Annotated in this window: 23 protein-coding genes and 1 tRNA gene; 17 read left to right on the forward strand and 7 right to left on the reverse strand. The window is 66.8% G+C overall.

What is annotated here, in order from left to right:
* The first annotated feature begins 1 nt into the window (after nucleotide 1).
* The 8 genes from GLP40_RS00280 to GLP40_RS00315 are packed head-to-tail and all read left to right on the forward strand — an operon-like array spanning nucleotide 2 to nucleotide 8,554.
* Nucleotides 2–1,252 (forward strand): MCE family protein, encoded by a 1,251-nt coding sequence (locus tag GLP40_RS00280; protein WP_154785806.1) that lies wholly within the window; start codon nucleotides 2–4, stop codon nucleotides 1,250–1,252.
* Nucleotides 1,253–2,281 (forward strand): MCE family protein, encoded by a 1,029-nt coding sequence (locus tag GLP40_RS00285; RefSeq protein WP_328289500.1) that lies wholly within the window; start codon nucleotides 1,253–1,255, stop codon nucleotides 2,279–2,281.
* A complete protein-coding gene (locus GLP40_RS00290; RefSeq protein ID WP_328289501.1) occupies nucleotides 2,278–3,339 on the forward strand; it encodes an MCE family protein in 1,062 nt (353 codons plus the stop codon). The genes GLP40_RS00285 and GLP40_RS00290 overlap by 4 nt, the downstream gene beginning before the upstream one ends.
* Entirely contained in the window at nucleotides 3,336–4,577 is a 1,242-nt protein-coding gene (locus tag GLP40_RS00295; RefSeq protein WP_154785807.1) for an MCE family protein, read from the forward strand. Before GLP40_RS00290 ends, GLP40_RS00295 begins: the two co-directional genes overlap by 4 nt.
* Entirely contained in the window at nucleotides 4,577–5,794 is a 1,218-nt protein-coding gene (locus GLP40_RS00300) for an MCE family protein (RefSeq protein WP_154785808.1), read from the forward strand. The genes GLP40_RS00295 and GLP40_RS00300 overlap by 1 nt, the downstream gene beginning before the upstream one ends.
* Nucleotides 5,795–5,796: 2 nt before the next feature.
* Complete coding sequence (locus tag GLP40_RS00305) at nucleotides 5,797–7,248, forward strand: MCE family protein (RefSeq protein ID WP_154785809.1); 1,452 nt, start codon at nucleotides 5,797–5,799, stop codon at nucleotides 7,246–7,248.
* Complete coding sequence (locus GLP40_RS00310) at nucleotides 7,245–8,066, forward strand: hypothetical protein (RefSeq protein ID WP_154785810.1); 822 nt, start codon at nucleotides 7,245–7,247, stop codon at nucleotides 8,064–8,066. Before GLP40_RS00305 ends, GLP40_RS00310 begins: the two co-directional genes overlap by 4 nt.
* A complete protein-coding gene (locus GLP40_RS00315) occupies nucleotides 8,063–8,554 on the forward strand; it encodes a h domain protein (protein WP_154785811.1) in 492 nt (163 codons plus the stop codon). The genes GLP40_RS00310 and GLP40_RS00315 overlap by 4 nt, the downstream gene beginning before the upstream one ends.
* Nucleotides 8,555–8,670: 116 nt before the next feature.
* Here the strand turns inward: GLP40_RS00315 and GLP40_RS00320 are convergent, their stop codons facing one another.
* Nucleotides 8,671–9,690 (reverse strand): alpha/beta hydrolase, encoded by a 1,020-nt coding sequence (locus GLP40_RS00320; RefSeq protein WP_154785812.1) that lies wholly within the window; start codon nucleotides 9,688–9,690, stop codon nucleotides 8,671–8,673.
* A 139-nt stretch (nucleotides 9,691–9,829) separates the two neighbouring features.
* Nucleotides 9,830–11,341 (reverse strand): class I adenylate-forming enzyme family protein, encoded by a 1,512-nt coding sequence (locus tag GLP40_RS00325; RefSeq protein WP_154785813.1) that lies wholly within the window; start codon nucleotides 11,339–11,341, stop codon nucleotides 9,830–9,832.
* A gap of 276 nt (nucleotides 11,342–11,617) precedes the next feature.
* Here GLP40_RS00325 and GLP40_RS00330 point away from each other — a divergent pair, with 276 nt between their 5' ends.
* The 3 genes from GLP40_RS00330 to GLP40_RS00340 all read left to right on the forward strand — a co-directional run bounded on the left by GLP40_RS00330 (nucleotide 11,618) and on the right by GLP40_RS00340 (nucleotide 15,625).
* Entirely contained in the window at nucleotides 11,618–13,573 is a 1,956-nt protein-coding gene (locus tag GLP40_RS00330; protein WP_230329165.1) for an SDR family NAD(P)-dependent oxidoreductase, read from the forward strand.
* Between the two features lie 40 nt (nucleotides 13,574–13,613).
* Nucleotides 13,614–14,564 carry an SDR family NAD(P)-dependent oxidoreductase gene (locus tag GLP40_RS00335; protein ID WP_328289502.1) on the forward strand — a complete coding sequence of 317 codons (951 nt, stop codon included), beginning with the start codon at nucleotides 13,614–13,616 and terminating at the stop codon, nucleotides 14,562–14,564.
* Nucleotides 14,565–14,677: 113 nt separating this feature from the next.
* Nucleotides 14,678–15,625, forward strand: coding sequence for an oxidoreductase (locus GLP40_RS00340; protein ID WP_328289503.1), 948 nt, complete (start codon nucleotides 14,678–14,680; stop codon nucleotides 15,623–15,625).
* A 57-nt stretch (nucleotides 15,626–15,682) separates the two neighbouring features.
* Here GLP40_RS00340 and GLP40_RS00345 read toward each other — a convergent pair whose 3' ends face one another.
* On the reverse strand, nucleotides 15,683–17,164 hold the full coding sequence (locus GLP40_RS00345) for an alpha,alpha-trehalose-phosphate synthase (UDP-forming) (protein ID WP_328289504.1): 1,482 nt from the start codon (nucleotides 17,162–17,164) through the stop codon (nucleotides 15,683–15,685).
* A 3-nt stretch (nucleotides 17,165–17,167) separates the two neighbouring features.
* A complete protein-coding gene (locus GLP40_RS33125; RefSeq protein ID WP_162958162.1) occupies nucleotides 17,168–17,335 on the reverse strand; it encodes a hypothetical protein in 168 nt (55 codons plus the stop codon).
* Nucleotides 17,336–17,552: 217 nt separating this feature from the next.
* Here GLP40_RS33125 and GLP40_RS00350 point away from each other — a divergent pair, with 217 nt between their 5' ends.
* Nucleotides 17,553–18,386 (forward strand): alpha/beta fold hydrolase, encoded by an 834-nt coding sequence (locus tag GLP40_RS00350; RefSeq protein ID WP_154785816.1) that lies wholly within the window; start codon nucleotides 17,553–17,555, stop codon nucleotides 18,384–18,386.
* Between the two features lie 138 nt (nucleotides 18,387–18,524).
* Entirely contained in the window at nucleotides 18,525–18,767 is a 243-nt protein-coding gene (locus tag GLP40_RS00355; protein WP_019931522.1) for an MbtH family protein, read from the forward strand.
* A gap of 136 nt (nucleotides 18,768–18,903) precedes the next feature.
* Here GLP40_RS00355 and GLP40_RS33480 read toward each other — a convergent pair whose 3' ends face one another.
* Nucleotides 18,904–19,233 (reverse strand): HNH endonuclease, encoded by a 330-nt coding sequence (locus GLP40_RS33480; RefSeq protein WP_230329132.1) that lies wholly within the window; start codon nucleotides 19,231–19,233, stop codon nucleotides 18,904–18,906.
* A gap of 172 nt (nucleotides 19,234–19,405) precedes the next feature.
* Here GLP40_RS33480 and GLP40_RS00360 point away from each other — a divergent pair.
* The 3 genes from GLP40_RS00360 (at nucleotide 19,406) to GLP40_RS00370 (ending at nucleotide 21,956) form a co-directional block, all read left to right on the forward strand.
* A tRNA-Thr gene (locus tag GLP40_RS00360) sits at nucleotides 19,406–19,477 on the forward strand.
* A gap of 251 nt (nucleotides 19,478–19,728) precedes the next feature.
* Nucleotides 19,729–20,466 (forward strand): response regulator transcription factor, encoded by a 738-nt coding sequence (locus tag GLP40_RS00365; protein WP_154785817.1) that lies wholly within the window; start codon nucleotides 19,729–19,731, stop codon nucleotides 20,464–20,466.
* A complete protein-coding gene (locus GLP40_RS00370) occupies nucleotides 20,463–21,956 on the forward strand; it encodes a sensor histidine kinase (RefSeq protein ID WP_328289505.1) in 1,494 nt (497 codons plus the stop codon). The genes GLP40_RS00365 and GLP40_RS00370 overlap by 4 nt, the downstream gene beginning before the upstream one ends.
* Before the next feature lie 340 nt (nucleotides 21,957–22,296).
* Here the strand turns inward: GLP40_RS00370 and GLP40_RS00375 are convergent, their stop codons facing one another.
* A complete protein-coding gene (locus GLP40_RS00375; RefSeq protein WP_154785818.1) occupies nucleotides 22,297–22,722 on the reverse strand; it encodes an HIT family protein in 426 nt (141 codons plus the stop codon).
* Between the two features lie 231 nt (nucleotides 22,723–22,953).
* Here GLP40_RS00375 and purD point away from each other — a divergent pair, with 231 nt between their 5' ends.
* Nucleotides 22,954–24,237: a phosphoribosylamine--glycine ligase gene (gene purD, locus GLP40_RS00380; protein ID WP_328289506.1), complete on the forward strand. Its 1,284-nt coding sequence runs from the start codon at nucleotides 22,954–22,956 to the stop codon at nucleotides 24,235–24,237.
* Between the two features lie 307 nt (nucleotides 24,238–24,544).
* On the opposite strand, the gene GLP40_RS00385 is transcribed toward purD, so the two are convergent.
* Nucleotides 24,545–25,441 (reverse strand): M23 family metallopeptidase, encoded by an 897-nt coding sequence (locus GLP40_RS00385; protein ID WP_407671519.1) that lies wholly within the window; start codon nucleotides 25,439–25,441, stop codon nucleotides 24,545–24,547.
* Nucleotides 25,442–25,893: the final 452 nt, after the last annotated feature.

Consider the following 25,893-nt stretch of genomic DNA (forward strand, 5'->3'; position numbering starts at 1 on the left):
CATGGTGCAACAACAGGGCGGTCCGACGAGCCCGATCGGCTCGCCGTTCGTCGAAAATCCAAAGCCCAAGCGATACCTCGAACAGGGGTGGGTGATTCGCCTGGCCGGCGCCGGGCTGGTGCTCGGTGTGGTCGCGGCCGTCGCGATCTGCCTGATCATGTTCGCGGGTGGTTTCCAGGACACCGTCAAGGTGACCGTCGCGGCGCCCCGCGCCGGTCTGGTCATGGACCGGGATGCCAAGGTGAAGATCCGTGGCGTCGAAATCGGACGGGTCAAGTCCATCAGCGACGCCGCCGACGGCAGCGCACGGATCGAGCTCGCCCTCGACCCCGACAAGCTGCGGCTGGTTCCGGCCAACGCCACCGTGGACATCAGCTCGACCACCGTGTTCGGCGCGAAGTACATCAATTTCGTTGCCCCGGAACATCCTTCGACCGACTCGCTGCGGCCCGGCACGACCGTGCGGGCGCAATCGGTGACGGTGGAGTTCAACACCATCTTCCAGCACCTCAACGACGTGCTCGCGAAGGTGCAGCCGGAGAAGCTGAACGCGACGCTCACGGCGCTCGGCACCGCGCTGCAGGGCCGCGGCGACAAGCTCGGCCAGGCGATGGCCGACGCCGACACCTTCCTGCAGCAGATCAATCCGTCACTGCCAACCCTGCAGACCGATCTGCAGAAGACCACGATCGTCAGCGGCACCTATGCCGACACCGTGCCGGATCTGTTGCGCACCACCGACAATGCGGTGGTCACCGGTAAGACCATCGTGGACGAGCAGCAGCGGATCGACGCGATGCTCACCGATCTGATCGGTCTGTCGGACACCACCACCCCGATCCTGAACGAGACCGGTTCGCCGCTCGTGGAGGCACTGCGGCTGCTGAATCCGACCACCGCACTGCTCGACAAATACAAGTCGGCGATCTACTGCACCATCGTGGGCCTCGGCTCGAATATGTCGATCGTCTCCGATGAGTTCGGTGGCCGGTACCCGGCAGTCAATATGAACGCCAGCATCATGCCCGGCGGCACCCCATACAAGTACCCGGAGGATCTGCCGAAGGTGAATGCCAGCGGTGGCCCGCACTGTGAGGGCGTTCTGGACCATGTGCCCGGCACCAATGCCGACTACCTGGTCACCGATACCTCCGAGGGCGAGGTGTGGCATCCGGAGACCAACCCGCACTTCAACGCCACCGTCTTCCAGTTGCTGTACGCGGGCATGCCCGGACTGTCGGGGGGGAAGTAAGTGAGGTTCAAACCACGCGCGGTCACCGTCAAGCTCGGTCTGTTCGCCCTCGTCATGGTGCTCGTGCTGGCCATGCTCGGGGTGATCTTCTCCCAGATGCGTTTCGCCCGTGAGAACGGCTACCACGCGGTGTTCACCAGCTCGTCGGGCATGCTGCCCGGATCGAAGGTGCGCATCGCGGGCGTGCCGGTCGGCTCGGTGAGCCGGGTGTACGTGGGCAAGGACAAGCTGGCGCACGTCGACTTCGATGTGGATCGCAAATACCGGCTCTACACCAGCACCCAGGCGACGATCCGGTACGAGAATCTCGTCGGCGACCGCTATCTGGAACTGCTCGAAGGACCCGGTACCGCACAGTCTCTCGGCAAGGACGGCACCATCCCGGTCGAGCAGACCAAGCCCGCGCTGGATCTGGACATGCTGCTGGGCGGGTTCAAGCCGCTGCTGCGTGGCCTGGATCCTGGTCAGGTCAACGACCTGACCAACGCGCTGCTGCAGGTCTTCCAGGGCCAGGGCGGCACGCTGGTAGCGCTGCTCAACAGCTCGGGCTCGTTCGGAAAGACCTTGGCGGACAAGGACGCCCTGATCGGCAGCGTGATCGATAACCTGAAGACGGTGCTGTCCACCATCGATGATCGCAACCAGGCGTTCGGCAGCACCCTGGACGAATTGCAGCGGCTGGTCAGCGGTCTGGCCGCGGACAAGGATCCGATCGGCGACGCCATCCCGCGGATATCCGGCGCCACCGGTGATCTCACCGATCTGCTGCGGACGGCACGGCCCGATCTGAAGGCCACCTTCGATCAGCTCGGCCGGACCGCCGGCCTGCTGGACGACAACACCGACGAACTGCAGTGGATCATCGAGAACCTGCCCGACGCCTACAAGAAGCTGGTGCGCATCGGTTCGTATGGTTCGTTCCTGAACATCTACGCCTGTCCGACCGACCTGATCGTGGACGGTCCGGACGGTAAGCCGATGCATGTCAAACTGCCCGGTGGCCAGACGACCGGAAGGTGCAGCAAGTGACCGAACGTTCGCCTTTGATCAATGTCGGCATCATCGGTATCGTGCTCGCCTCGACCGTCTCGCTGGCGTCACTGCAATTCGATCGGCTTCCCTTCGTGCGATCCGGCGCCGAATACTCGGCGCTGTTCGCCGACGCGGGCGGCCTTTTGCCGGGCGACCAGGTCCAGGTCGCCGGTGTGAAGTCGGGCCGGGTGGAAGAGGTCGAGCTGGACGGCGCCAAGGTCAAGGTGCGGTTCACGCTCGATGAAGCGATTCCGTTGGGGAACAAGTCCTCCGCGGCGATCAAGACCAATACGGTGCTGGGCCGCAAGTCGCTCGAGGTCACGCCGGCCGGCGAGGGCACGCTGCGCGGGCAGTCCACGATTCCGTTGGAGCGCACCACGTCCCCGTACTCGCTGAACGATGCGCTCGGCGATCTGTCCAATACTGTCAAGGGCTTGGACATGGACCAGGTCAACAAGACCCTGGACGCGCTGTCGGACACCTTCAAGGACACTCCCGCACCACTGCGTTCCGCGCTCGACGGCATCACCGCGCTGTCGCGCAGCATCAATACGCGTGATCAGGCGCTGACCGATCTGCTCAGCAAGGCGCAGGGCGTGACGAAGGTGCTGTCGGATCGCGCCTCGGAGATCAATTCGCTGCTGGTGGACGGCAACAGCCTGTTGGGTGAACTCGACGCGCGCAAGACCGCGCTGGGCCAGCTCATCACCTACGTCAACAATCTGGCCCAGCAGCTCACCGGGTTCGTCAACGACAACGAGGCGCAGCTCAAACCCACACTGGACAAGCTGAATTCGGTTCTCGGGGTACTGCAGAAGAACAAGCAGAACCTCTCCGACGCGCTCGATGCCCTCGGGCCCTACGCGGGCGCGCTGGGTGAGCAGGTCGGCAGCGGCCCCTACTTCCAGGCGTACATCGTCAACGCCAACTCGAGCTATGTCCAGATGCTGGTCGACTCCATGGTGTGGCCGGACCATCTGCCCACCGATCTGCAGCACTACCTGAAAGACTTCCCGCCGGTTATTACCCCGGCACAGACGGAGCCGGGCAAATGAACGCACTGCGCAAAGTTGGAACACTGCCCCGCTGGGCGCGAACCGTGGCGGTGGTGGCGCTCGTGGCCATCGTCGTCGCCGTCGGCTATTCGGCCGTGAGCCGGATCGGCAAGACGAAGATCACCGCGTATTTCCCGTCCACCAGTGGCTTGTACGCCAGTGATGAGGTGCGGGTTCTCGGCGTGAAGGTCGGCAGGATCGATTCGGTGGAGCCTGGCAAGGACCGGGTCACGGTCAAGATGACGCTGGACCGCGGTATCGACATCCCCGCCGACGCCAAGGCCGTGCTCGTCTCCCCGTCACTGGTTTCCGCCCGCTTCATTCAGCTCGCGCCCGCCTATACCGGTGGACCGAAGCTGAAGGACGGCGGGACCATACCGATCGAGCACACCGCCATCCCGGTCGAATGGGATGACATCAAGGCCGAACTGAACAAGCTGGCAACCACTCTCGGACCGGTCGGGCAAGACCAGCAGGGTTCGTTCGGGCGGTTCGTCGATACCGCCGCCAACAATCTCGATGGCAACGGCCAGGCGTTCCGCAATGCGCTCAAGGAGCTGTCCGGGGCGCTGACCACGCTCTCCGACGGCCGCACCGACCTTTTCGCCACCATTCGCAACCTGCAGGTGTTCGTCGACGCGCTGTCGCACAGCAACGACCAGATCGTGCAGTTCGGCGGGCGGCTGGCGTCGGTGTCCTCGGTGCTGGCGGGTGTGTCGACCGATCTCGGTGCGGCACTGGACAATCTGGATGGCGCGGTCTCGGACGTGCGCCGGTTCATCGAGGCACGTGGCGGCGCGCTGACCGACAGCTTGCAGCGGATGGCCGATGTGACCCAGCTGCTGGTGGACAAGCGGCCCCAGCTCGAGCAGGTGCTGCACGCCGGCCCAACCGCGCTGACGAACTTCTACCAGATTTACAAGCCCGCGACCGGTTCGGTGACCGGCTACCCCGTGCTCACCAATATGGCCGATCCCATGAGCTTCCTGTGTGGTTCGGTCGCCGCGCTGCAGGACAACGACTCGGACAAGAGCGCGAATCTCTGTGCTCAGATCCTGGGTCCGGTGTTCCAGAACCTGGCCATGAACTACGTGCCGTTCATGCTCAGCACGGCCACTACCGCGGGCGCCCGCCCGGATCAGATCAAATACAGCACACCGGAACTCGAAGCCCGGGCCAATGCCCAGGTCACCGTACCCAAGAGCCTCGCCGATCTGGCGCTCCCGGGAGGCAACTGATGAAAACCATTCGCGGCCGCAAACAGGTGGCGGGCCTGGCGATCGGGATCGCGATCGCTTTGGGCGCCACCGGATGTGAGTGGGACGGCCTGAACTCGCTGTCCATGCCCGGCGCCGCCGGTACCGGCGAGGGGGCGTGGCAGGTGAAGATCCAGATGCCGAATGTCACCACGCTGACCCGCAATTCGCCGGTCATGGTCAACGACGTCACCGTGGGCACGGTCACCGGAATCGAGGTGGAGGGCTGGCATGCGCTGGTTACCGTCAGCCTGGACAAGGGCGTGAAGCTGCCCGCCAACGCCGTCGCCAAGATCGGGCAGACTTCGCTGCTCGGCAGCAACCATGTCGAACTCGCCATGCCGACAGATGTGGCGGCGCAAGGTGAATTGAAGGGCGGAGACACCATTCCGCTGGAGCGGGCGGGCGCCTACCCGACCACCGAGCAGACGTTGTCCTCGCTGTCGGTGGTGCTCAATGGTGGCGGCATCAGCCAGCTCGAGAACATCACCGGTGAACTCGACAAGGCGCTTTCCGGGCGCACCGACGCGATCCGGGATCTGCTGCCGCAGCTGAACACGCTCGTCGGCACCCTGGACAACCAGACCAAGGACATCATTGCCGCCATGGGCGGCCTGGACCGGTTCTCCGGTATCCTCGCCCAGCAGAAGGATCAAGTGGCCAACGCCATCGACCACCTCCACCCGGCGCTGACCGTGCTGGCCGACCGGCGCGAGAACATCACCAAGACGCTCACCGCCCTCGGTGGTCTGAGCGACGCGGTGGACAAGATCATTCAGCAGGGCGGCTCCGACCTGAAGGCCAACCTGGCCAATCTCTGGCCCGTGCTGGAGCAGGTCGCGAATACCGGCAGCAACCTCACCAGCGCGCTGAACATTCTGCTGACCTTCCCGTTCCCCATGCACCAGATGGATGGCGCCGTCAAGGGCGACTATCTCAATGTGAAGATCACCTTCGATCTCACCGCGGCGCGCCTGGCCAAGAACTTCCTCACCGACACCCCGTTCGGTCCCCGCTACGCGGGGGTGGAGGGCGCACTCGGCCAATTGGGCGGCACGCCGGGCGATCCGGTTGACCCCAAGAACGCTCCGTTCCAGCCCCATCCGGATACGCCCGCGCCGATGCCGAGCATTCCCGGGATCGGGCAGATTCCAGGTCTGCCCGCGATTCCGGGTCTCACCGTGCCGCAAGGGAAGTGACGATGAAACTCACTCGCTTCGTCAAGGTCCAGCTGATCATCTTCTCCGTGCTGACGGTCATCGGCATCACGGTGATGGGTGGCTATTACGTCAAGGTGCCGGCCATGTTCGGCATCGGGCGCTACGGCGTGACCGTGCGGCTGCCGGCCACCGGCGGGCTGTACGAGCACGCCAACGTCGCCTACCGCGGCACCAATGTCGGCAAGGTGCAAGACGTCATCCTGACCCCGGCCGGCGTGGACGCGAAGCTGTCCATCGACAGCGATTACAAGATCCCGCAGGACGTCGACGCCTGGGTGCGCAGCGTGTCCGCGGTGGGTGAGCAGTACGTCGATCTGGTTCCGGTCGATAATCCCAAGGGCGGCAATCTGTCCGACGGTTCGGTGATCCCGGTCGAGCGCACCAAGCTCCCGCAGGATGTCGGCAGCCTGCTCGATCAGACCGACCGGCTGCTGAACAGTGTCGCCGACACCAAGCTGAAGCAGGTCATCGACGACGCCTTCACCGCGTTCAACGGCGCGGGACCGGACCTGCAGCGCTTCCTCGACTCCGCGACCCTGCTGGTGCAGGAGGCGAAGAACAACACCGACGCCACCAAGGACCTGATCGAGAAGATCGGCCCACTGCTGGACACGCAGGTCAAGTCCGACGACGCCATCCGCGGCTGGACCAAGGATCTGGCGACGGTCACCGACCAGCTGCGCGAGCATGATCCCGCACTGCGCAACGTCGTCGAGAAGACGCCGGGTGCGGTCTCTCGGGCGACCCAGCTCTTCCAGGATCTGAAGCCCACGCTGCCGTTGCTCGCGCGCAATCTGGTGAGCGTCGGCCAGGTCGGCTACACCTACAACCCCGGCATCGAGCAGCTGCTCGTGATCTTTCCGCCGCTCATCGCGGGTCTGCTGACCGTCGCGACCGGCGGGCCCACCGAGTACGGCGCGATGGTGGACTTCATGGTCAGCGTCAATGATCCACAGGGCTGCACGACCGGGTTCCTCACCCCGGACCAGCGCCGCTCGCCGGCGTTGCTGGACCACCCGGACACCCCGAAGGGTTTGTACTGCAAGGTTTCCCAGAACGCCCCGCAGGCGGTCCGCGGTATTCGCAATACGCCGTGCATGGAGGTTCCCGGCAAGCGCGCGCCCACGCCCGAATTGTGCCGTGACAGCGAGGGTTACGTGCCCGAGGGCGACAACCCGCCGTTCGGTAAGCCGAATCCGGTGGACAAGGACGGGAACCCGACCAGCGGCACTGCGCCGAGCTCCTACACCACCCCGTCCAGCGCATCCACCGAGGCCCAGCCCGCATCCGTCCAGACCCAGCCGTACGATCCGCGCACGGGTGAATTCCTCGGACCGGACGGACGCACGTATCGTCAGGCGAACATCGACAGCAAGGGTTCCGGGGTAGTCCCGGCTACTTTGACAGCAATGGTCCAGGAGCAGGTGAAATGAGCGATTCGAGTGTGGTGAGAAACCGGACACGACGGCGGGCTGTGCGCTCGGAAGGGCCCCCGCCGGAGGAGAAGGGGACCGCCGCACCGGCGTTCGAGGCCACCGTGCCCGCACCGGACAAGGTGGGCGCTGCCGAAGCCGTACAGGCGGATGGCGGCGTCATCGCGCCGAACGCGGAGTCGGCCGACGACTCGGCGCCGGTGGAGGTGACCGGGTGGGGCGACGTCCCCACCGCGGACGCGAAGCCGTCGGACTCCCCGCAGGAGTCCGCCGAGGACGCCGTGACCGCTGCTCCCGAATCCGAAGCGCCCGCAGTCGCTTCGGCCGACGGTGGCAGCCTCTGGATGCGAGTCGTCGCGGTCGCCGCCCTGGTGCTCGCCGTGGTCGTGGTGGGTGGCACCGTATGGGCCGCGCACCAGCGCAGCACGCTCTCCGATCAGGACGCGCTGCGCGCGGACTACGTGCAGGCCGCCAAACAGGCCATGCTCAACATCACCAATATCAGCGCAGACACCGCCCAGGACGACATCAACCGGGTGCTCGCGGTGACCTCCGGCGATCTCCAGAAGGAGTACACCGACCGTAAGGACGACTACGCGGGCATCGTGCAGAAGGCTCAGGTCCGGGCCAAGGGCGAGGTCGTCGAGGCCGCTCTGCAGTCTTCCGACGACCACTCCGCGATCGTGCTCGTCGCGGTCAAGCAGACGCTCACCAATGCGGGCGTGGACGGACCGCAGCAGCGGCAGTACCGATTCAAGGTGACGCTGTCCCGGGACGACAAGGGCATCACCGCGACCGGAATGGAGATGACGGTATGAGCAAGCGCCGGCGCGATCTGATACTCATGGTCTCTGCCCTCGTCGTATTCGCCGCCGCCCTCGGCGTCGGCGGCTGGATCGGCTACGGCTACTGGCAGGACAGCCACGTCGACAAGGCCCGCGAGCGGTCCGTCGTGGTGGCCAAGCGGACCGTGGAGGGCATGTTCGGCTACAACTTCCGGACCATCGACACCACCATGCCCAAGGTGTGCGACGACATGACCTCGACCTTCCGCAACGACTGGATGAAGGTCACCAATACCGTCCTCGCGCCCGCCGCGAAGGAGAAGGAACTCGTCGTCGAAGCCACCGCCGTGGAAACCGGTGTGATCAAGGCGGATTCGAAGCACGTCGAGGTCATGGTCTACCTGAACCAGAAGAGCGCGGGCAAGGATCCGTCCAAGGGCACCTACGACGCGAGTCGGCTGCGTGTGAAGCTGGACGACAGCGATGGCCGCTGGCTCGTATCGGACGTCAACCCGATCTGAGCCCGGTCCCCTCGATCCCTCCCCAGAACGCGCGCGGCCCTCGGCCACGCGCGTTCCTTTGTTGCGGGACCTCGATCGGGCACACCGCCCACGCGGGCTGATCGGAGCCCTTCACATCAGCGATCGAATCCATGTTCACCGAGCCACTCGATCATGGCATCGAATCCATCGACGCCGTTCAGCTCATGCGCGATGCTGTGGCCCGCGCCGGCCTGAACGTACGTACTGGGCACCGCTTGGGGGCTGAAGTACATCCGCTGCGTCTCCCGCACGGTCGCCGCGTCACACGATCGATGCTCGGGCGGGGTGCAGAAGAGCCAATCGTGCTCGCCGACCACCAGAAGTGTCGGCACCGCAATAGGATTCATGATCTGCGCGAGTGTCACCGTGGTGGGCGTCGCGATTTCGCCGACCGTGTCGGTCCCACGACGCCGATCATCCGCGGCGAGGACCTCCGGGTCGACATTGTCCGGTTGGTAGAAGATCGCCATGCCGCCGGGCCGCATCGTCAGATAGCCGGGCGGGATCGGTTGTCCGTCCGCGTAATTCGCCGACGTGTGTCGTGCCAGCAGTTCGGTGGACGGGAGCAGTCCGGGCATATTCATCCAACCGGTGCCGATGATTCCGTCGACATCGCGATAGGTCGCCGCCTCCAGTTCGGTCACGACGGTTCCGAAGGAATGGCCGACGGTGACGATTCGCGACCAGGGGTTCACCAAGTCGCCGCGGCGTGCCGCCTGGACGATCTGGTGGAGGACGTCCGCATTGGACAGCGCCGTGACATCGGTCCCCGCCGGGCGGGCGCTGCGGCCGGAGCCGATGCGGTCGATGGCGAGGGTGGAGTATCCCTCCGCGGCGGCACGCCGCACGTAGGAATAGCGCTTGTCGAATTCTGGTGGATCCCAATAGAAATGGTCATAAATGAGGCCGTGCACCAGCACCTGCAGGGTGGCCGACGGACCGGCGTCGGGGTTGCAGAGCCGGCCGTACACGGTGTACGCGGACCCGGCCACCGTGACCGGGATATCCATATCGCGGCAGGCCGAGCCGGTATCGGCATTCGCGTTCCCCGGCACCATCAGGCCTGCCAGCATTGCGGCGCTCGCGACCGCGATTCGTCCCCACCCCGACTTCACGACATCCTCCCCTGCCTGGCCCCGCGGCCCTGTTCGGCCGCCGAAGCCACAGAAATGTAACACGTTCTACACGCGTGGATTCGATGGTCCGTCAACCGCGATCTGCGGGACCGGGCGGGCCGGAATCCGCCGTGTGCGGTCATCGGCGCGAAGACAGTTCGCGCAACCGGTGTTTGAGGACCTTTCCGCTCGCGGAGATCGGCAGGGCGTCGATGAAGTCGATTCCGCGCGGTACCTTGTAGCCGGCCAGCCGCACCGCCACATGGTTCCTGAGTTCATCGGGAGTGACCGGCATGGTGGGCCGCGGTACCACGAACGCGTGCACCCGTTCGCCCCACAGGTCGTCAGGTAGGCCGATCACGGCGCACGATGACACGGCCGGATGGGTGGCCAGGGCAGCCTCCACCTCACCGGAGTAGACGTTCTCGCCACCGGTGATGATCATGTCCTTGATGCGGTCCACGATGTAGATGAAGCCGTCGTCGTCCATGGATGCCGCATCGCCGGTGTGAAACCAGTTCTCCCGTAGCACTTCCGCGGTCTCCGCCGGGCGATTGAAGTAACCCCGCATGACGCCGTCGCCGCGCACGGCGAGCTCCCCGACCCGGCCGCGTGGAAGTTCATTCCCGGCGGGATCCACAATGCGCGCCTCGCACTGCGGTACCGCGCGCCCGGCCGAGCGCAGTCGTCGCCCGCCCACGCGGTGATCGTTGCGGGTCAATGCGGTAACGATCGCTGTTTCGGTGGTGCCGTAACCCTGGACGAATCCCGCGGTGGGAAAGGCCTTCGCGGATCGCTCCAGCAGGTCCGGTGTGATCGGAGCGGCGCCGTAGCCGAGAGCCCACAGGCTGCTGGTGTCGAACGCGTCGAAGCCAGGGTGGTCGAGCAGCATTCGCAGCATGGTCGGGACGAGGGTCAGGCTGGTGACCCGGTGCTGTTCGATCGCTCGCAGCACCGCGGGCGGATCGAACGAGGGCAGGAATACCACGGTGCCGCCCAGATAGAGCTGAGTCAGCCAGCACGACAGCGCCGCGATATGGAACATGGGCGCGGTGAGCAGTGAGGTGCCGCCCGCGAAGGCGGTGTCATGACTGATCGCCGATGTCATCAGATTTCGATGAGTCATCAGCACGCCCTTGGCCGACCCGGTGGTGCCACTGGTGTACAACAGCGATGCCGGTGTTTGCTCGCCGATCCGCATATCCGCGACCGGTCGAGCTGCGCCGATGCCCTCTTCGTAGCTCGACATACCCGTCGGCGCCGCGCCATCTCCGCAGTACACGACATGGCGCCGGTGGGCGGTGAGGACTTCGGCCGCGGTGTCCGCGGTGGTGTCGTCGACCAGTAGCACCCGAGGCTCCGCGTCACGAAGCGCATGCGCGATTTCGCCCGCACTCCAGCGGATATTGAGTGGATTGACGACGGCGCCGCACCACCACGCGGCCAGGAACGTCTCATGGTAACGATCGGAATTCCGCGCGAGGATGGCGACCCGGTCCCCGGTCTGGACGCCGAGTTCTCGAAACACACTGGCGAGTCGAGAGACTCGGTGGAATACCTCCCGAGTCGTCCGTGTCCGGTCCCCGGAGATCGTCATCGGCAGGTCGGGTGTCTGTTGTAGTGCGCGATGCAGGGATTGAGTCAGATACATTGCGGTCGATTGCCTTTCGAGCCACAGTTGAACTGGTGAATTGCAGCGGCTCGGAATGGGCTGGCGATGTGAGGGATGCATCGAGGCCTGGTACGGGCGGGTAATGAAAACCGCAGGGCCACTGCGCGTTTGATTACACCATCCCGTGAGTTCGTCGGCAAGGTGAGCGATCGGCCGTGATGTACGTCACTATGTGTTGCTTGGAACATGTTCTATCTACGACTCTGGATTGCGGTGGCGGCATTTCCTTGCCGGTTCCAAAATCTGGGGGTGGCAATGCTTTCTATTTTTGATGCGCAGAAATCCGATCTGCGCGCATCGAAGGCTCTGGCGGCCATGCGTAATGGCCTCGAAATCGTCCGTTATGGGAAACTGCGCGGCGGCAACGAGCCGACTCCATACGAAGTGGTGGAACGGCGGCCGATGTATCGGTTGCGTCGTTATTCCGTTCCTGAGAGCTCGGACACGGCGAATCGCCCTGCGGTGCTGATGATCCCGGCCCTCATGCTGACGGCGGATCTCTACGATCTCGATGCCGAAGATGGCGCGGTGGCGATGCTCGGCGCGGCCGGTGTCGACCCGTGGGTGATCGACTTCGGCTCGCCGGCACACGAGGAAGGCGGCTGGCAGCGAGACATCGCCGACCATGTATTGGCGGTCAGCGATGCCATCGACACGGTGAGTCGGGTGACCGGCCGTGACGTGCACCTGCTCGGCTGGTCGCAGGGTGGCATGTTCGCCTATCAAGCCGCTGCCTACCGGCGTGGCACGGGGGTGGCCGGCATCATCACCTGCGGCAGTCCGGTCGACACCGACTCGGCGGGGCTGCCGTGGCGGGTGTCACCGGAGGTGCTGGTGCGGACCGCCGACTTCCTGGCCGACCGGGTCGTCAGCCGGATGCGTGTCAGCGACCGGACCCTGCGCATGTGGTTCAAATTGCTGGACCCGGTGGGAAATGCGCAGCGGCGACTCGCATTTCTCCGACAATTGCACGACCGCGAGGCATTGCTGCCCGATGAGCGCCGGCGGCGCTTTCTCGCGAAGGATGGATGGGTCGGGTATCCGGGTCCGGCCATCGCGGACCTGCTGCGGCAGTTCGTGGCGGACAACAGTCTGCTGTCGGGCAGTTTCGTACTTCGCGACCGCCTTGTCACGCTGTCGGCTCTGACCTGCCCGATCCTCGCCATCGCCGGCAAGTACGACACCATCGGCACCCCGACGGCGGTGCGTGCGATCGGCCGGTCGGCGCGGCAGGCGAGGGTGTACGAAATCGAGGCCGTGGCAAGCCATTTCGGTTTGGTGGCCGGCAGCGGTGCGGTCAACGTCACCTGGCCGGCCGCCGCTGCCTGGATCAACTGGATCGATGGCGACGGGGCTCGTCCGGCCGGCATTCGTGACGTCGCCGCCACCTCATCGCAGTCGGCTCCCGACAGCGTGGAGCGGCACGGCGGTGCGCTGTCCGGGCGGCATGTCCTGATCACCGGCGGCTCGTCGGGCATCGGCCGGGCCACGGCGCTGGCCGCGGCGGCCGAAGGCGCCACCGTGCTGCTGATCGCGCGCCGCGGCCCCGAACTCGAGCAGGTGGTCGGCAACATTCGAGACGGCGGCGGCGACTCGTACGGTTATCAGTGCGACATCACCGATTCCGAATCGGTCGAACTCGTCGTCAAGGCGATTCTCGACGAGCACGGCAAGGTCGACATGCTGGTCAACAATGCCGGCAGGTCGATTCGGCGACCACTGCATCTGTCGACCGAACGCCTGCACGACTTCGAACGCACCATGGCGGTCAACTACTTCGGTGCATTGCGAATGACGTTGGCCTTCTTGCCGCAGATGCGGGAACGCCGATTCGGGCACATCGTCAACGTCAGCACCGGTGCCGTACAGGCGGGTGTGCCGCGATTCTCGGCGTATCTGGCCAGCAAGGCGGCTCTGAACAAGTTCTCGGAGGTCGCGGCGGCGGAAACGCTCGCCGACGGCATCACCTTCACCACCGTCCATATGCCGCTCGTCGATACGCCGATGATCGCTCCGAACGATTACCGGGCCTTCAAGGTTCGAACACCCGAATGGGCCGCCGGCCAGATTCTGAAGGCACTGGTCGACCGCCCCAAACGAATCACGATGACGAAGGCGGCGCTGTGGGAGACCTGGGGATTGGTGGCGCCCCGGCAGAAGGATCGAATGATGAATCGGCGTTTTCTCGACTCGTTCGACAGCACACACTGAGTGGCCGATGGTATTGGGTAAGTGGGGAATTGAGGTCGTAGTGAGTCTCGACAGGTACCGCGCGCTCATGGCGTGGGTGAACGAAGGACGATTCGGCCCCTGGGCGCCGGCGATCCAATCCGGAATCGTCCGGTGGCTCTTCGAGGCGCGCAGTCACCGCGGGCGTCGGCCGGGGCGAGCCGCGGCACAGGTCACCGAGATCGCGGGCCGGCGAATCCTGATCACCGGTGGGTCGTCCGGAATCGGCCGGGCGACGGCGCTGCGGTTGGCGGGACTCGGAGCCGACGTGGTCGTCGTGGCCCGCAGATCCGCGGAGCTGCAGGAACTCTGCGACGAGATCGTCCGGACAGGCGGCCGGGCCGCGGCCATCGCGTGCGACCTGACCGACGAGGCCGCGGTCGCCGGTCTCTCCGAGCGGTTGATCGCTGAGTGGGGCGGTGTCGACGTCTTGATCAATAACGCCGGTCGTTCGATTCGTCGCAGCGTGGTCGAGACGTTGGGGCGCCATGCGGACGAGCTGCCCGAGAACTCGCGGCTCCTACACGATTTCGAGCGCACGATGGCGGTCAATTACTTCGGCGCCATCGCGCTCACGCTCCGCCTGCTGCCGACGATGCTGGCGAGCGGGGGAGGGCACATCGTGAATGTCGGCACGGCCGGCGTGCAGATCGGGACGATGCCCAAGTTCTCGGCCTACGGCGGGTCGAAGGCCGCGCTGGTCGCGTTCGGTCGCAGCTTGGATACCGAATTGAGCGGCCGTGGAATCACGGTGACCGCGGTGCATTATCCGCTGGTACAGACACCCATGATCGGTGGCACCGAAAACTACAGAGGATTGCCCGCGCTGACACCGGAAGAGGCCGCGGAGTGGCTGGTGACGGCGATCCGGACCAGACCGGTCGCAGTGTATCCACGCTTCGCCGGAATCCTGCGGGCTCTCGGCACCCTATCGCCCCGGTGGGCCGATCGTATGGTCCTGGCGGCGGCCTGACGAGCGGGACGGCCGGTCCCGCAGTGAGATTCGCGACGCGGCTGGTACCCGCGTACAACTCGATCTAGGCTCCCTGGCGGAAATTACTAGATCTGAGTAGTCAGGATCGAACCGTGGGTAGCTCAACGACGCCGTGGACCGCCGACAACATACCGGATCTCCACGGTCGCACCGCGATTGTCACGGGGGCCAGCGCGGGGCTTGGGCTGGAGACCGCGCGGCGGCTGGCCGAGCACGGGGCCCAGGTGGTGCTGGCCTGCAGGAATGCCGAGAAGGCCGCGGCGGCAGCCGAAGTCATCCGAGGGAGTGCGCCCGATGCCGAATTGCCGTTCGTCGAGCTGGATCTGGCATCGCAGGAGTCGGTGCGCAAGGCCGCGGTACGGCTGCACGACGACTTCGACCGGATCGATCTGCTGGTGAACAATGCGGGGACGTTGAACCGGGAGCGGTCGGTGACGGCGGATGGGTTCGAGACCACCTTCGCGACAAATCATTTGGGGCCGTTCGCGTTCACCGGGCTGGTGCTGGATCTGCTGCAGGCCGCGCCGCAGGGGCGAGTGGTGACGGTCTCGAGTGGTTCGCCGTCGCAGCGGGGGACCTCGTTCGAGCTCGACGACCTGTTCTACGAGCGACGCAAGTACAAGGCGCTGGCGGTTTACGCCCAGTCCAAGTTGGCCAATGCGCTGTTCGCGTTCGAGCTGCAGCGGCGGCTCAACGGGACCGGGTCCAGGCTGATCTCGGTCGGGGTGCATCCGGGGGCGGCGGAGTCGGACTTCGCCCAGAATCTCGGTCCCGCGGTGGCTTTCCTGTCGCGGCCGCAGATACGGTGGGTGTTCCGGGTCTTCATGCAGACCGTCGAGATGGGGGCGCTGCCGGCGCTGCGCGCGGCCACCGATCCCGGTGTGCGCGGCGGGGAGTTCTTCGGGCCCAGCGGTGTCAGCAAGGGGTATCCGGTCGAGAACCAGGCGGGGGAGCAGGCCCGCGATCCGGAGCTGGCGGCGAAGTTGTGGGCAGAGTCCGAACGGCTCACCGAGGTCACCTACCGGTTCGAGGACGCTTAGCGCACACACGGCGAACGCCCCCTGGAAGATCCAGGGGGCGTTCGTGTTTGGGCCGGTTCAGCGGCTCACGTCCGGATCCACATCGTCGTCGGACAGCAGTGCGCTGCCCGCCACCCGGTCGGTGGCCAGGGCGTCGAGGAAGGCGCGCGCCCAGCGGTCGACGTCATGGGAGAGAACCTGACGCCGCAGGGAGCGCATGCGGCGGCGACGGGTGTCGCGGTCGTCGTCGATCGCGCCGATCAGGGCGTCCTTGACGCTGTCGAGGTCATGCGGGTTGCACAGGTAGGCCTGCCGCAATTCCGCCGCCGCACCGGTGAATTCGCTCAGCACCAGCGCGCCGTTGAGGCTGCCCTGGCAGGCCACGTACTCCTTGGCGACCAGGTTCATGCCGTCGCGCAGCGGGGTCACCACCATGACGTCGGCGGCCACGAAGAACGCGATGAGCTCGTCGCGCGGGATCGGGCGGTGCAGGTAATGCACCACCGGATAGCCCACCCGGGAGAACTCGCCATTGATCCGACCCACCTGGCGCTCGATATCGCCGCGCATCTGCTTGTAGGACTCGACTCGCTCGCGGCTCGGCGTGGCCAGCTGCACCATCACCGTGTCCGCCGGATCGACCCGACCGTCGTGCAGGAGTTCCTCCAGCGCGGCCAGCCGGATGTCGATGCCCTTGGTGTAGTCCAGGCGGTCCACACCCAGCAGGATCGTCTTCGGATTGCCCAGCTCCGCACGGATTTTCGCGGCACGCTCCCGCACGCTGCGGCGGCGCGAGTACTCGTCCAGCTCCGTGGAGGTGATCGAGATCGGGAATGCGCCCACCCGCACGGTGCGGAAACCCACCTGCACCACACCGAGTTTCGAGCGGACACCCACATTACCGCGCGAAGTCGGCTGTCCCGCCAGCCTTCTGGCCAGGTACAGGAAATTCTGCGCGCCGCCGGGCAGGTGGAAGCCGATCAGGTCGGCGCCCAGCAGGCCCTCGACGATTTCGGTGCGCCACGGCATCTGCATGAACAGTTCCACCGGCGGGAACGGAATGTGCAGGAAGAAGCCGATGGTCAGGTCCGGGCGCAGCATGCGCAGCATCTTGGGCACCAGCTGCAGCTGGTAGTCCTGCACCCACACCGTCGCGCCCTCGGCGGCCACCTTGGCGGTGTACTCGGCGAAGCGGCGGTTCACCTGCACATACGCCTGCCACCACTGGCGGTCGTAGACCGGCCGCACGATCACGTCGTGATACAGCGGCCACAGCGTCGCGTTGGAGAAGCCCTCGTAGTAGTCGGCGACCTCATCGCCCGACAGCGGCACCGGATGCAGTTCCAGACCGTCCTCGACGATCGGATCCAGATCCACATCGGGCACGCCGGCCCAGCCGACCCAGGCGCCCTTGTTATTGCGCAACACCGGTTCCAGCGCGGTCACCAGGCCGCCGGGGCTGCGCTTCCAGCGGGTGGTCCCATCGGGTAGTCGCTCCAGGTCGACCGGAAGCCGGTTGGCGACGACGACGAAACCGGAGCCGGAGCTATCCGGGTGCACGGGTCATTCGCCTCGCGTCGGACCGATGCCCAGCATGGACAACAGCATGCGGCATTCGTCGGCGTCGGTGGCGTAGGCGGCCACCACACGCTGGGCCTGACGAGCGGTTTCGTCGGCGAGCGGCTCCAGATCGTCGTCCGCGATGTCGTTTGCGCCGGTCTTCGCGGCCATCTCATATCCTCTCGGGGAAGTCTGCTCGGTGCGAGAAGTCCATCGTATCTGCCAGGAAAGTCGCGGCCGTCCGCTGCGTGCATTGCGAGCCCTAACCGCAATGCTCACCGGTCGGCGGTCGAAACGGCGAGCCGTGTCGTCGGCATGAGCGAAACGTTCCGGTCCTGGGTACCTATACGGTGAACGAACCATACGAGTCGATGAAGGGGTCGCAAGCATGCCGTTGGCGACGGTGAACGGAATCTCGCTGAACTACCAGGTCAAGGGAGATAGGTCCAAGGGCACCGACGTCAAGGGGTCCGCGCCGCTGGTAGTCATGATCATGGGCACCGGCAGCGGGGGGCGGGTGTGGGAACTGCACCAGGTGCCCGCGCTGGTGGCCGCCGGGTACCGAGTCTGCACCTTCGACAATCGCGGCATCGCACCGTCTTTCGAATCGCCGAACGGGATCACCATCGACGACCTGGTGCGCGACACCGCCGCCCTCATCGAATTCCTCGACGAGGGACCGGCATTGGTGGTCGGGCAGTCCATGGGCGCTCGGGTGGCGCAGGAACTCGCGCTCGCCCGGCCGGACCTGGTGCGCAAGGCCGTGTTCATGGCCGGACACGCCCGGCTCGACCAGTTCCAGAAGACGCTGTCGCTCGGCGAGCACGAACTCGACGCCTCCGGCGTGCAGTTGCCCGCCAAGTACGAGGCCGCCATGTCGGCCATCATGAACCTGTCCCCGGCCACCATGGCCGACCCGCACGCCGCCCGCGACTGGCTCGACCTGTTCGAGTTCACCGGCGGCCCGGTTTCGCCCGGAGTGCGGGCTCAGCGACGCATGGACCACGACTTCGACCGCACGGCCGCCTACAAGGCCATCACCGTGCCCTGCCTGTCCGTGGGCTTCTCGGACGACCGGATGATCCCGCCCTACCTTTCGCGCGAAGTCGCCGATATCATTCCTGGAGCCCGCTACCAGGAGGTCCCCGACGCTGGACACTTCGGCTACCTGGAACAACCGGAGGCCGTCAACAAGATCCTCCTCGAATTCTTCGTTGCCTGAATGAAGTGCAGGTAACCGCCCAGCGGTAACACCTGCCTTGCTAGGGTCGAATCAACGTCGGGGGTCGTTCCGTACACTTCGGTGGCTGGACGATCCGTCTACGTCCCCGTACACAGCGCCAGTATCCAGTGAGGTGAAATGAGCACCAATCCCTTCGATGATGAAGACGGCCGGTTCTTCGTCCTGGTCAACGATGAGGAACAGCACTCCCTGTGGCCGGCCTTCGCCGAGGTTCCGGCGGGTTGGCGAGTCGTGTTCGGCGAGGACAGCCGCGCCGCGTGCGTCGAGTACGTCGAGAAGAACTGGACCGATATGCGTCCGAAGAGCCTGCGTGACGCCATGGCGGCGGACGACGCGGCTCGTCAGGCGGCTCAGTCCTGACACCCTGCGGTTAGTCCGATACTGCGCGAACGGCTTCTGAACGCGGCCGGGCGACGCCACAAGCGTCGCCCGGCCGCGTTCCGGTCCGTTGTGCAGTATCCCCTCCGAACGGGACGGTGGCCTTCTGTGCCTGGGCTCACCGAGCCGTAGCGGTCCTCGGTCGGTACGACTGCCCGCTTGCGTATCTCTCACGCCGAGAGTGCCTACCGTTGCCTCGGTTCCGGCTCTTGTACGCCGGTAGTTGAGAGTCGGAGTTCGGGCAGATGAGCCGCAGGTTCTCCCGTCGGTCGTGAATGGGATCGCCGTCAATGTGGTCGAGGACGAATGCGAGCGGCCGTTCGCACCATTCGCTCGCGATGCCACAGACGGCGCAAGTACGGCCTCGAGCTTCGGCCGAGCAATCACGGAGATAATGCCCTTGGTGGCCGCGTACTCGGGCCTCACCCGCATTCGGCCACAGCGGCATCCCACACGCAATAGCGCCGCCGGCTCGACAAACACCGCGTCACAGCCTTTGCCTCACCTCACTCCGTGGACGCCACCGATATTGTCGGAGGATCATTCAGGGGGCCGCACGACACCGGAAACCCGGTGTTGCACGGTCAACTTGGCCCGTTATGATGGCAACCGCTTCACCCGCCTCCTTAGCTCAGTGGTAGAGCACCGCTCTTGTAAAGCGAAGGTCGTCAGTTCAATCCTGACAGGGGGCTCGACAGGCAGCCTGGCTGCCCAGAACAGCAGTCGAGCGTGTGGGGCCGAGGCAAAACCTCGGCCCCACACGTTTTTCCGGGTTTGGGCCGGCCCCGAGAGCCGAGAGGCGCAGACCGCGGGTCTGGGGCGGAGCCGCGGGAGTTTCGGGGGTCGGGCGCGGATCCCCTGAGAGCATCGAGAGTTCATCCTTCCCAGGAAACTCCCAGGGAAGGGTCAGGTTCTTCGCGGCGGCGGCGCAGAATATGAGGTCATGACAGGTGTGCCCGTTCAGCCGCGCGAACCGGAGGCGAGGGTGCTCGTCGTTGACGATGAGCCGATGATCGTCGAGCTGCTATCGGTGAGTCTGCGATATCAGGGATTCGAGGTCGCGAGTGCCGCGAGTGGCACCGAGGGGCTGGACAAGGCGAAGACCTTCCGGCCGGACGCGCTGATCATCGATGTGATGATGCCCGGAATGGATGGGTTCGGGCTGCTGCGGCGGCTACGGGCCGACGGCATCGACTCGCCCGTGCTGTTCCTGACCGCGCGGGACGACGTGGACGACAAGATCACCGGGCTGACGCTGGGGGCGGACGACTACGTCACCAAGCCGTTCAGTCTCGAGGAGGTGGTCGCGCGGCTACGGGTGATTCTGCGACGGGCCGGGCGGTCGGCGCCGGAGACCAAGTCGTCGCGGCTGCGGTTCGCCGATATCGAACTCGATGACGACACGCACGAGGTGTGGAAGGCCGGGGAGCCGGTTTCGCTGTCGCCGACCGAGTTCACGCTGCTGCGGTACTTCCTGGTCAACGCGGGCACGGTGCTGAGCAAGCCGCGGATCCTGGACCACGTGTGGCGCTACGACTTCGGCGGCGAGGTCGGCGTCGTCGAGACGTATGTGTCCTACCTGCGCAAGAAGGTCGACACCGGGCCGGATCGGCTGATTCACACGCTGCGCGGGGTCGGATACGTCATGCGGGAACCGCGCGGTAAGACGGCCGCGACGTGAACGCCGCCGAGGTGGCGCGAACCGTGCGCGGCAGGCTCGCCGCCGGGCTCGCCGCGGTGCCGCTGCGCACCACCCTGGTGCTGGCTCTGGTCTCGCTGGTCGGATTCGGGCTGCTGGTCTCCGGCATCGCGGTCACCTCGCTCATGCGCAATGTCCTGGTCGAACGCATCGATCGGCAGCTCTACGACGCCGCCCACAGCTGGGCCGCGCCCGGCGCGCAACGCCCCGAACCGCTGCCCACCGTGCGCGGGCGGGAACGGCCGCCGCACCTGTACTGGGTGCAGGTGTGGGATTCGGCGGGGCAGATCACGCTGAGCCTGTCGGCCGGAGCACAGCAGCCCGAGGTGCCCGCGGACCTGGGTACCCGTCCGGAGACCGTCGGCTCGGTCGGCGCGTCCACCGAGGAGTGGCGGGTGCTGCGGACCGTCAACGAGTACGGCACCAGCATCATCGCGCTGCGCATGGACGAGACGAATTCGCTGCTGGACAAGCTGATCGTGCTGCAGCTGGTGATCGGTGCGCTGGTGCTGGCGGCGCTGGCCGCGGTGGCGCGCATCGTGATCCGGCGCAGTCTGCGGCCGCTGCGAGAGGTCGAGCGCACGGCGGCCGCCATCGCGGGCGGTGACCTGCATCAGCGAGTTCCGGTGCGTGGCACCGACACCGAGGTCGATCACCTCTCGCAGTCGCTGAACACCATGCTGACCCAGATCCAGCAGGCCTTCGCCGCCACCGAGGCCTCGGAGGAGGCGGCGCGGCGCTCCGAGGCCAAGATGCGACGTTTCGTGGCCGATGCCAGCCACGAACTGCGCACCCCGCTCACCACCATCAAGGGCTTCTCGGAGCTGTACCGGCAGGGCGCGATCACCGATCCGGACATGCTCATGGACCGCATCGAACGCGAGTCCAAGCGGATGGGTTTGCTGGTCGAGGACCTGCTCATGCTGGCCCGGCTGGACGCGCAGCGACCGGTGGAACGGCGTCCGCTGGACCTGCTCATGCTGGCCAGCGATGCCGTGCACAGTGCGCGCGCGCTGGCGGCGGCCCAGCATCCGGAGGGGCCGGAACGCAAGATCGACCTCGAAATCCGGCCCGGCCCCGGCACTTTGGAGATGCTCGGCGACGAGGCGCGGCTGCGACAGGTGCTGGCCAACCTGATCAACAACGCGCTGGTGCACACCCCGCCCGACGCGGAGGTGACGGTGCGGCTCACCCCGGCCGCCGACGAGGTGCTCATCGAGGTCGCCGACACCGGGCCGGGACTGGAGGTCGAACAGGCCGAGCGGGTCTTCGAACGCTTCTATCGCACCGACGTGTCCCGCAGCCGGGTCAGCGGCGGTACGGGACTGGGACTTTCGATCGTGCAGGCGCTGGTCGACGCGCACGGTGGCACGGTGTCGGTGACCAGCGCGCCGGGGGAGGGCACCACCTTCACCGTGCGGCTGCCACGCGAGCTGCCCCGCCAGCCCGGGCCGTCGTTGGCGTCCGGCTGAGAGCTGCCCCGCCGCTTCGCGCCATTCAGCGCCCGGCCGAGAGCTGCCCCGCCGCTTCGCGCCATTCAGCGCCCGGCTGAAAGTCGTCCTGGGTTGTGCATGCGTGCCGGCGGTTGGGAGCCGAACCGATGCTGGGCGTACCCCAGGAGTTATCCCGATCGGCACGAGATCAGTTGTCACGTTTCGATCGGCACGAGATCAGTGGTGACATTTCGATCGGCACGAGATCCGATGCTTCGGCCCCGCCGGCGCCGGGGTCGGCGACCGGCGGGCACGGGAACGTCGGGATCCTCAGCTCACTCCGGGACGTTCGCGAGCTCTCTGCGGGACGTTCGCGAGCTCACTGCGGGACGTTCGCGCCGTAGCCGAGGTCGCGCAGGGCCTGCTTGATCATGGCCTGCGCCTCGTCGAGGGATTCCTTGCTGGGCTCCGGGTCCGCCCCGGAGATGTCGAAGTCGCCCAGGTGGAAGGCCGGGAAGACATGCATGTGCAGGTGCGGGACCTCGAGGCCCGCGATGAGCAGGCCCGCACGCGGGGCGTCCCACGCGGCCCGCACCGCTTGGCCGATCCTCTGGGCGACAGCGGTCATGCGCGCGAAGGTGTCCGGATCGACGTCCTGCCACTGGTCGATCTCCTTGCGCGGCACCACCAGCGTGTGCCCCTGCGTCACCGGGGCGATCGTGAGGAAGGCGACGAATTCGTCGTCCTCCCAGACGAACCGTCCCGGCAGCTGACCGTCGATGATTGCGGAGAAAACAGAAGCCATGCCGGGGACATTACGCTCTGCCGCCTCGCCCCTGCGTCCCTCCGAACCTCTGCGCACGGCGGGTAGCCGTCGACCGCTGGGCGTGCGTGCCTGCGTTGGGAGCCGAACCGATTTTGGACGTGCCCGATGAGTTACCCCCATCGGAACGGAATCAGTTGTCGCGACCCGTACGGGCTTCCCGGGTGCGGAGCCGCCGGTTGGGTGATGCGGTCACCCTCTAAGCTGTCTGCCGTGCGCGTACTCGTGATCGGTTCCGGAGCTCGTGAACATGCCCTCGTCCTGGCACTGCGCAAGGACCCGTCGGTATCCGCGGTGTACGCGGCTCCCGGCAATGCCGGCATCGCCCAGCACGCCGAGGTGCGTGCGGTGGACGCCACCTCCGGGGAGGAGGTGACGGCGCTCGCCCAGGAGCTGGGCGTCGATCTCGTGGTGATCGGACCCGAGGTGCCGCTGGTGCTCGGGGTGGCCGACGCCGTGCGCGCCGCCGGGATACCGGCGTTCGGCCCGTCCGCCGCTGCCGCGCGGATCGAGGGTTCGAAGGCCTTCGCCAAGGACGTGATGAACGCGGCCGGGGTACGCACCGCGCACAGCGAGATCGTGGATCACCCGGGCGAATTGGATGCGGCGCTGGACCGTTTCGGACCGACCTGGGTGGTCAAGGACGACGGCCTGGCCGCCGGCAAGGGCGTCGTGGTGACCCCGGACCGGTCGGTGGCCCGCGAGCACGGCGCCGAACTGCTCGAGCAGGGCCACCCGGTGCTGCTGGAGTCCTTCCTCGACGGACCCGAGGTATCGCTGTTCTGCCTGGTCGACGGCGAGACCGTGGTGCCGCTGCTACCCGCCCAGGACCACAAGCGGGTCGGCGACGGCGACACCGGCCCGAACACCGGCGGTATGGGCGCGTACACGCCGCTGCCGTGGCTGCCGGACGAGACCTTGCAGGCGATCGTCGACGATGTGGTGAAACCCGTTGCGGCCGAGATGGTTCGCCGGGGCGTGCCGTTCAGCGGCCTGCTGTACGCGGGCCTCGCCATCGGGCAGACCGGGCCCGCGGTGGTCGAATTCAACTGTCGTTTCGGCGATCCCGAGACCCAGGCCGTGCTGGCCATGCTGGACAGCCCGCTCGGTGAACTGCTGTATGCGACCGCCACCGGCACCCTGGACCAGGTGGCCGCGCCGCGTTGGAAGGACGGCGCCGCCGTCGCCGTCGTGCTGGCAGCCGAGAACTACCCGGCCCGGCCGCGCAGCGGCGATGTGATCACCGGGGCCGAATCCAGTGGCACCGGAACCGAATCCGAGGTGCTGCACGCGGGCACCGCCCAGCGTGAGGACGGCGCGCTGGTGTCGGCGGGCGGCCGCGTGCTCGCCATTGTCGGCCAGGGCCCGGATCTCGCCCAGGCGCGCAAGAACGCCTACGACCGGCTGGCCGGAATCAAGCTGCCGGGCGGCCACTTCCGCACCGACATCGCCCTGGCCGCCACCGAGGGCCGCATCTCCGTCCCCACCCCCGCCTGAAGGCGACTGCCGACCGAAGTCCGGATGGCGCGCCCGAAGTCCGGATGGCGCGCCTGAAATCTGGATGGCGCGCCCGAAATCCGAATGACGCGCCCGAAATCCGAATGCCAGCGGGAGAACTGATTTCGTACCGATTCGGGTAACTCCTCGGGTACGCCCGAAGGTGTTTCGGTCCCGAACCGCCCGCACGCGTCGCGATGGCCGACGGCTCCCGAGTCGTGCGCTGAAGTCCGGGGAGGCGGAGCAGTGCCGCCGACGGTCGACGGCTCCCCAGCCGTGCGCTCGAGTCGCGGGGAGGCGGGGGAGTTCAGCCGAGGATGATGCCGCGCTGTGCCAGCCACGGCTGCGGGTCGACGTGCTGACCGTTGATGATGATCTCGAAATGCAGGTGCGGGCCGGTGGAGTCGCCGCGGTTGCCGATGCGTGCGATCTGCAGACCCGCCGGGACGCGTTCGCCGACCGACACCGAGAAGTCGTACATGTGGCCGTAGACGGAGATAGTGCCGTCGTCGTGGCGGATGCGCACCCACAGGCCGAAACCCTGGGCCGGGCCCGCGTCGATGACGGTGCCCGCCGCGACCGCGTAGATCGGTGAGCCGAGCGGTGCGGCGATGTCGATTCCCGCGTGGAAGGTGCCCCAGCGCGCCCCGAACCCCGAGGTGAAGACGCCCTTCGCGGGCAGCGCGAACCCGCCGATGCCCGGAATCACGAAGCCCGGCGGCAGTGTGGCGTCCGGCGACGGCGCCATCCACGGCTGGGGCTGCCCGGCCACCGCCGCGGCGGCCTCCGCCTTGGCCCGCTCCAGTGTGGCCGCGGCCGCCGCCGAGACCACCGCCTGCTCCCGGAGATGCTCACCGTTGTTGATGGCGTCCAGATACCGCTTGGACGTCTCCGTGGTGGCCTGCACCTGCAACGGATATCGCACCGGAACCCGCAGCGCCACACCGGGACCCACCGGGGCGTCGGTCGGCAGCAACCCGAGCGCCCCGTCCGCGCTCGCGAACACCAGCACCGCGACCATGCCGCCGATCAGCACCCGATGCCGAATACTCCACGCCCGCACGACAGGCCACTGCCGCCGCGCTTCCTCCCGCCCCCGCCGCACCATCTCGACGGCCTCGGCCCACGACCGCGGGCGCCGGGCCCAGAGCTCGATCGCCCGGCCCCGCGCTATCGGCGCATATACCCGCAGCCAGGCGGCCACCTGCCCCGCGAGCCGAATCACCAACCGCCTGGCCCGTTTCAACGTGTCCCCGGCCGGTGACGGCTCGTCCGCGAATGCCAGCTGCGACCGCACACCCGGCGTGTAGCTGTCCGCCGCGCCGAACCCGCCGCGCCGCATCCACTTCCGCCCGCCGCTCGGGGCGGCCGCACCGAGCCAGGAGCCATGGGCCGGCGCCGTGTCCGGATCGGCTTCCGGTGCGGTGACCGCCTCCTCGGCGTCCGCGGCAGGATCTTGCGGATCGAGGAGGGTGTCCACCGCTCCCGCGATCGATGCTTCGTCACCGCCCGGCGTGCTCACCTCGGCGCTGTCGGTCTGCGGCGCGCGCCGACGCTTTCGGAGTACGGCCCGCGCCGCGCGCTCCGGCTTGCGGCCGGTGGGCCGGGCGGGCTGTTCCGTCGTGGGTGGGGTGGGTTCGGGTGGGTGTGCGTCGG

This window comes from Nocardia aurantiaca (assembly GCF_009708175.1).
In the GTDB taxonomy this organism is placed as follows: Bacteria; Actinomycetota; Actinomycetes; order Mycobacteriales; family Mycobacteriaceae; genus Nocardia; species Nocardia aurantiaca.

Coding starts and splice junctions, on each gene's coding strand:
- GLP40_RS00280 (WP_154785806.1), top strand. CDS start 2: ATGGTGCAACAACAGGGCGGTCCGACGAGCCCGATCGGCTCGCCGTTC.
- GLP40_RS00295 (WP_154785807.1), top strand. CDS start 3,336: ATGAACGCACTGCGCAAAGTTGGAACACTGCCCCGCTGGGCGCGAACC.
- GLP40_RS00300 (WP_154785808.1), top strand. CDS start 4,577: ATGAAAACCATTCGCGGCCGCAAACAGGTGGCGGGCCTGGCGATCGGG.
- GLP40_RS00305 (WP_154785809.1), top strand. CDS start 5,797: ATGAAACTCACTCGCTTCGTCAAGGTCCAGCTGATCATCTTCTCCGTG.
- GLP40_RS00310 (WP_154785810.1), top strand. CDS start 7,245: ATGAGCGATTCGAGTGTGGTGAGAAACCGGACACGACGGCGGGCTGTG.
- GLP40_RS00315 (WP_154785811.1), top strand. CDS start 8,063: ATGAGCAAGCGCCGGCGCGATCTGATACTCATGGTCTCTGCCCTCGTC.
- GLP40_RS00325 (WP_154785813.1), bottom strand. CDS start 11,341: ATGTATCTGACTCAATCCCTGCATCGCGCACTACAACAGACACCCGAC.
- GLP40_RS00330 (WP_230329165.1), top strand. CDS start 11,618: ATGCTTTCTATTTTTGATGCGCAGAAATCCGATCTGCGCGCATCGAAG.
- GLP40_RS33125 (WP_162958162.1), bottom strand. CDS start 17,335: ATGGCCGCGAAGACCGGCGCAAACGACATCGCGGACGACGATCTGGAG.
- GLP40_RS00350 (WP_154785816.1), top strand. CDS start 17,553: ATGCCGTTGGCGACGGTGAACGGAATCTCGCTGAACTACCAGGTCAAG.
- GLP40_RS00355 (WP_019931522.1), top strand. CDS start 18,525: ATGAGCACCAATCCCTTCGATGATGAAGACGGCCGGTTCTTCGTCCTG.
- GLP40_RS33480 (WP_230329132.1), bottom strand. CDS start 19,233: ATGCCGCTGTGGCCGAATGCGGGTGAGGCCCGAGTACGCGGCCACCAA.
- GLP40_RS00365 (WP_154785817.1), top strand. CDS start 19,729: ATGACAGGTGTGCCCGTTCAGCCGCGCGAACCGGAGGCGAGGGTGCTC.
- GLP40_RS00375 (WP_154785818.1), bottom strand. CDS start 22,722: ATGGCTTCTGTTTTCTCCGCAATCATCGACGGTCAGCTGCCGGGACGG.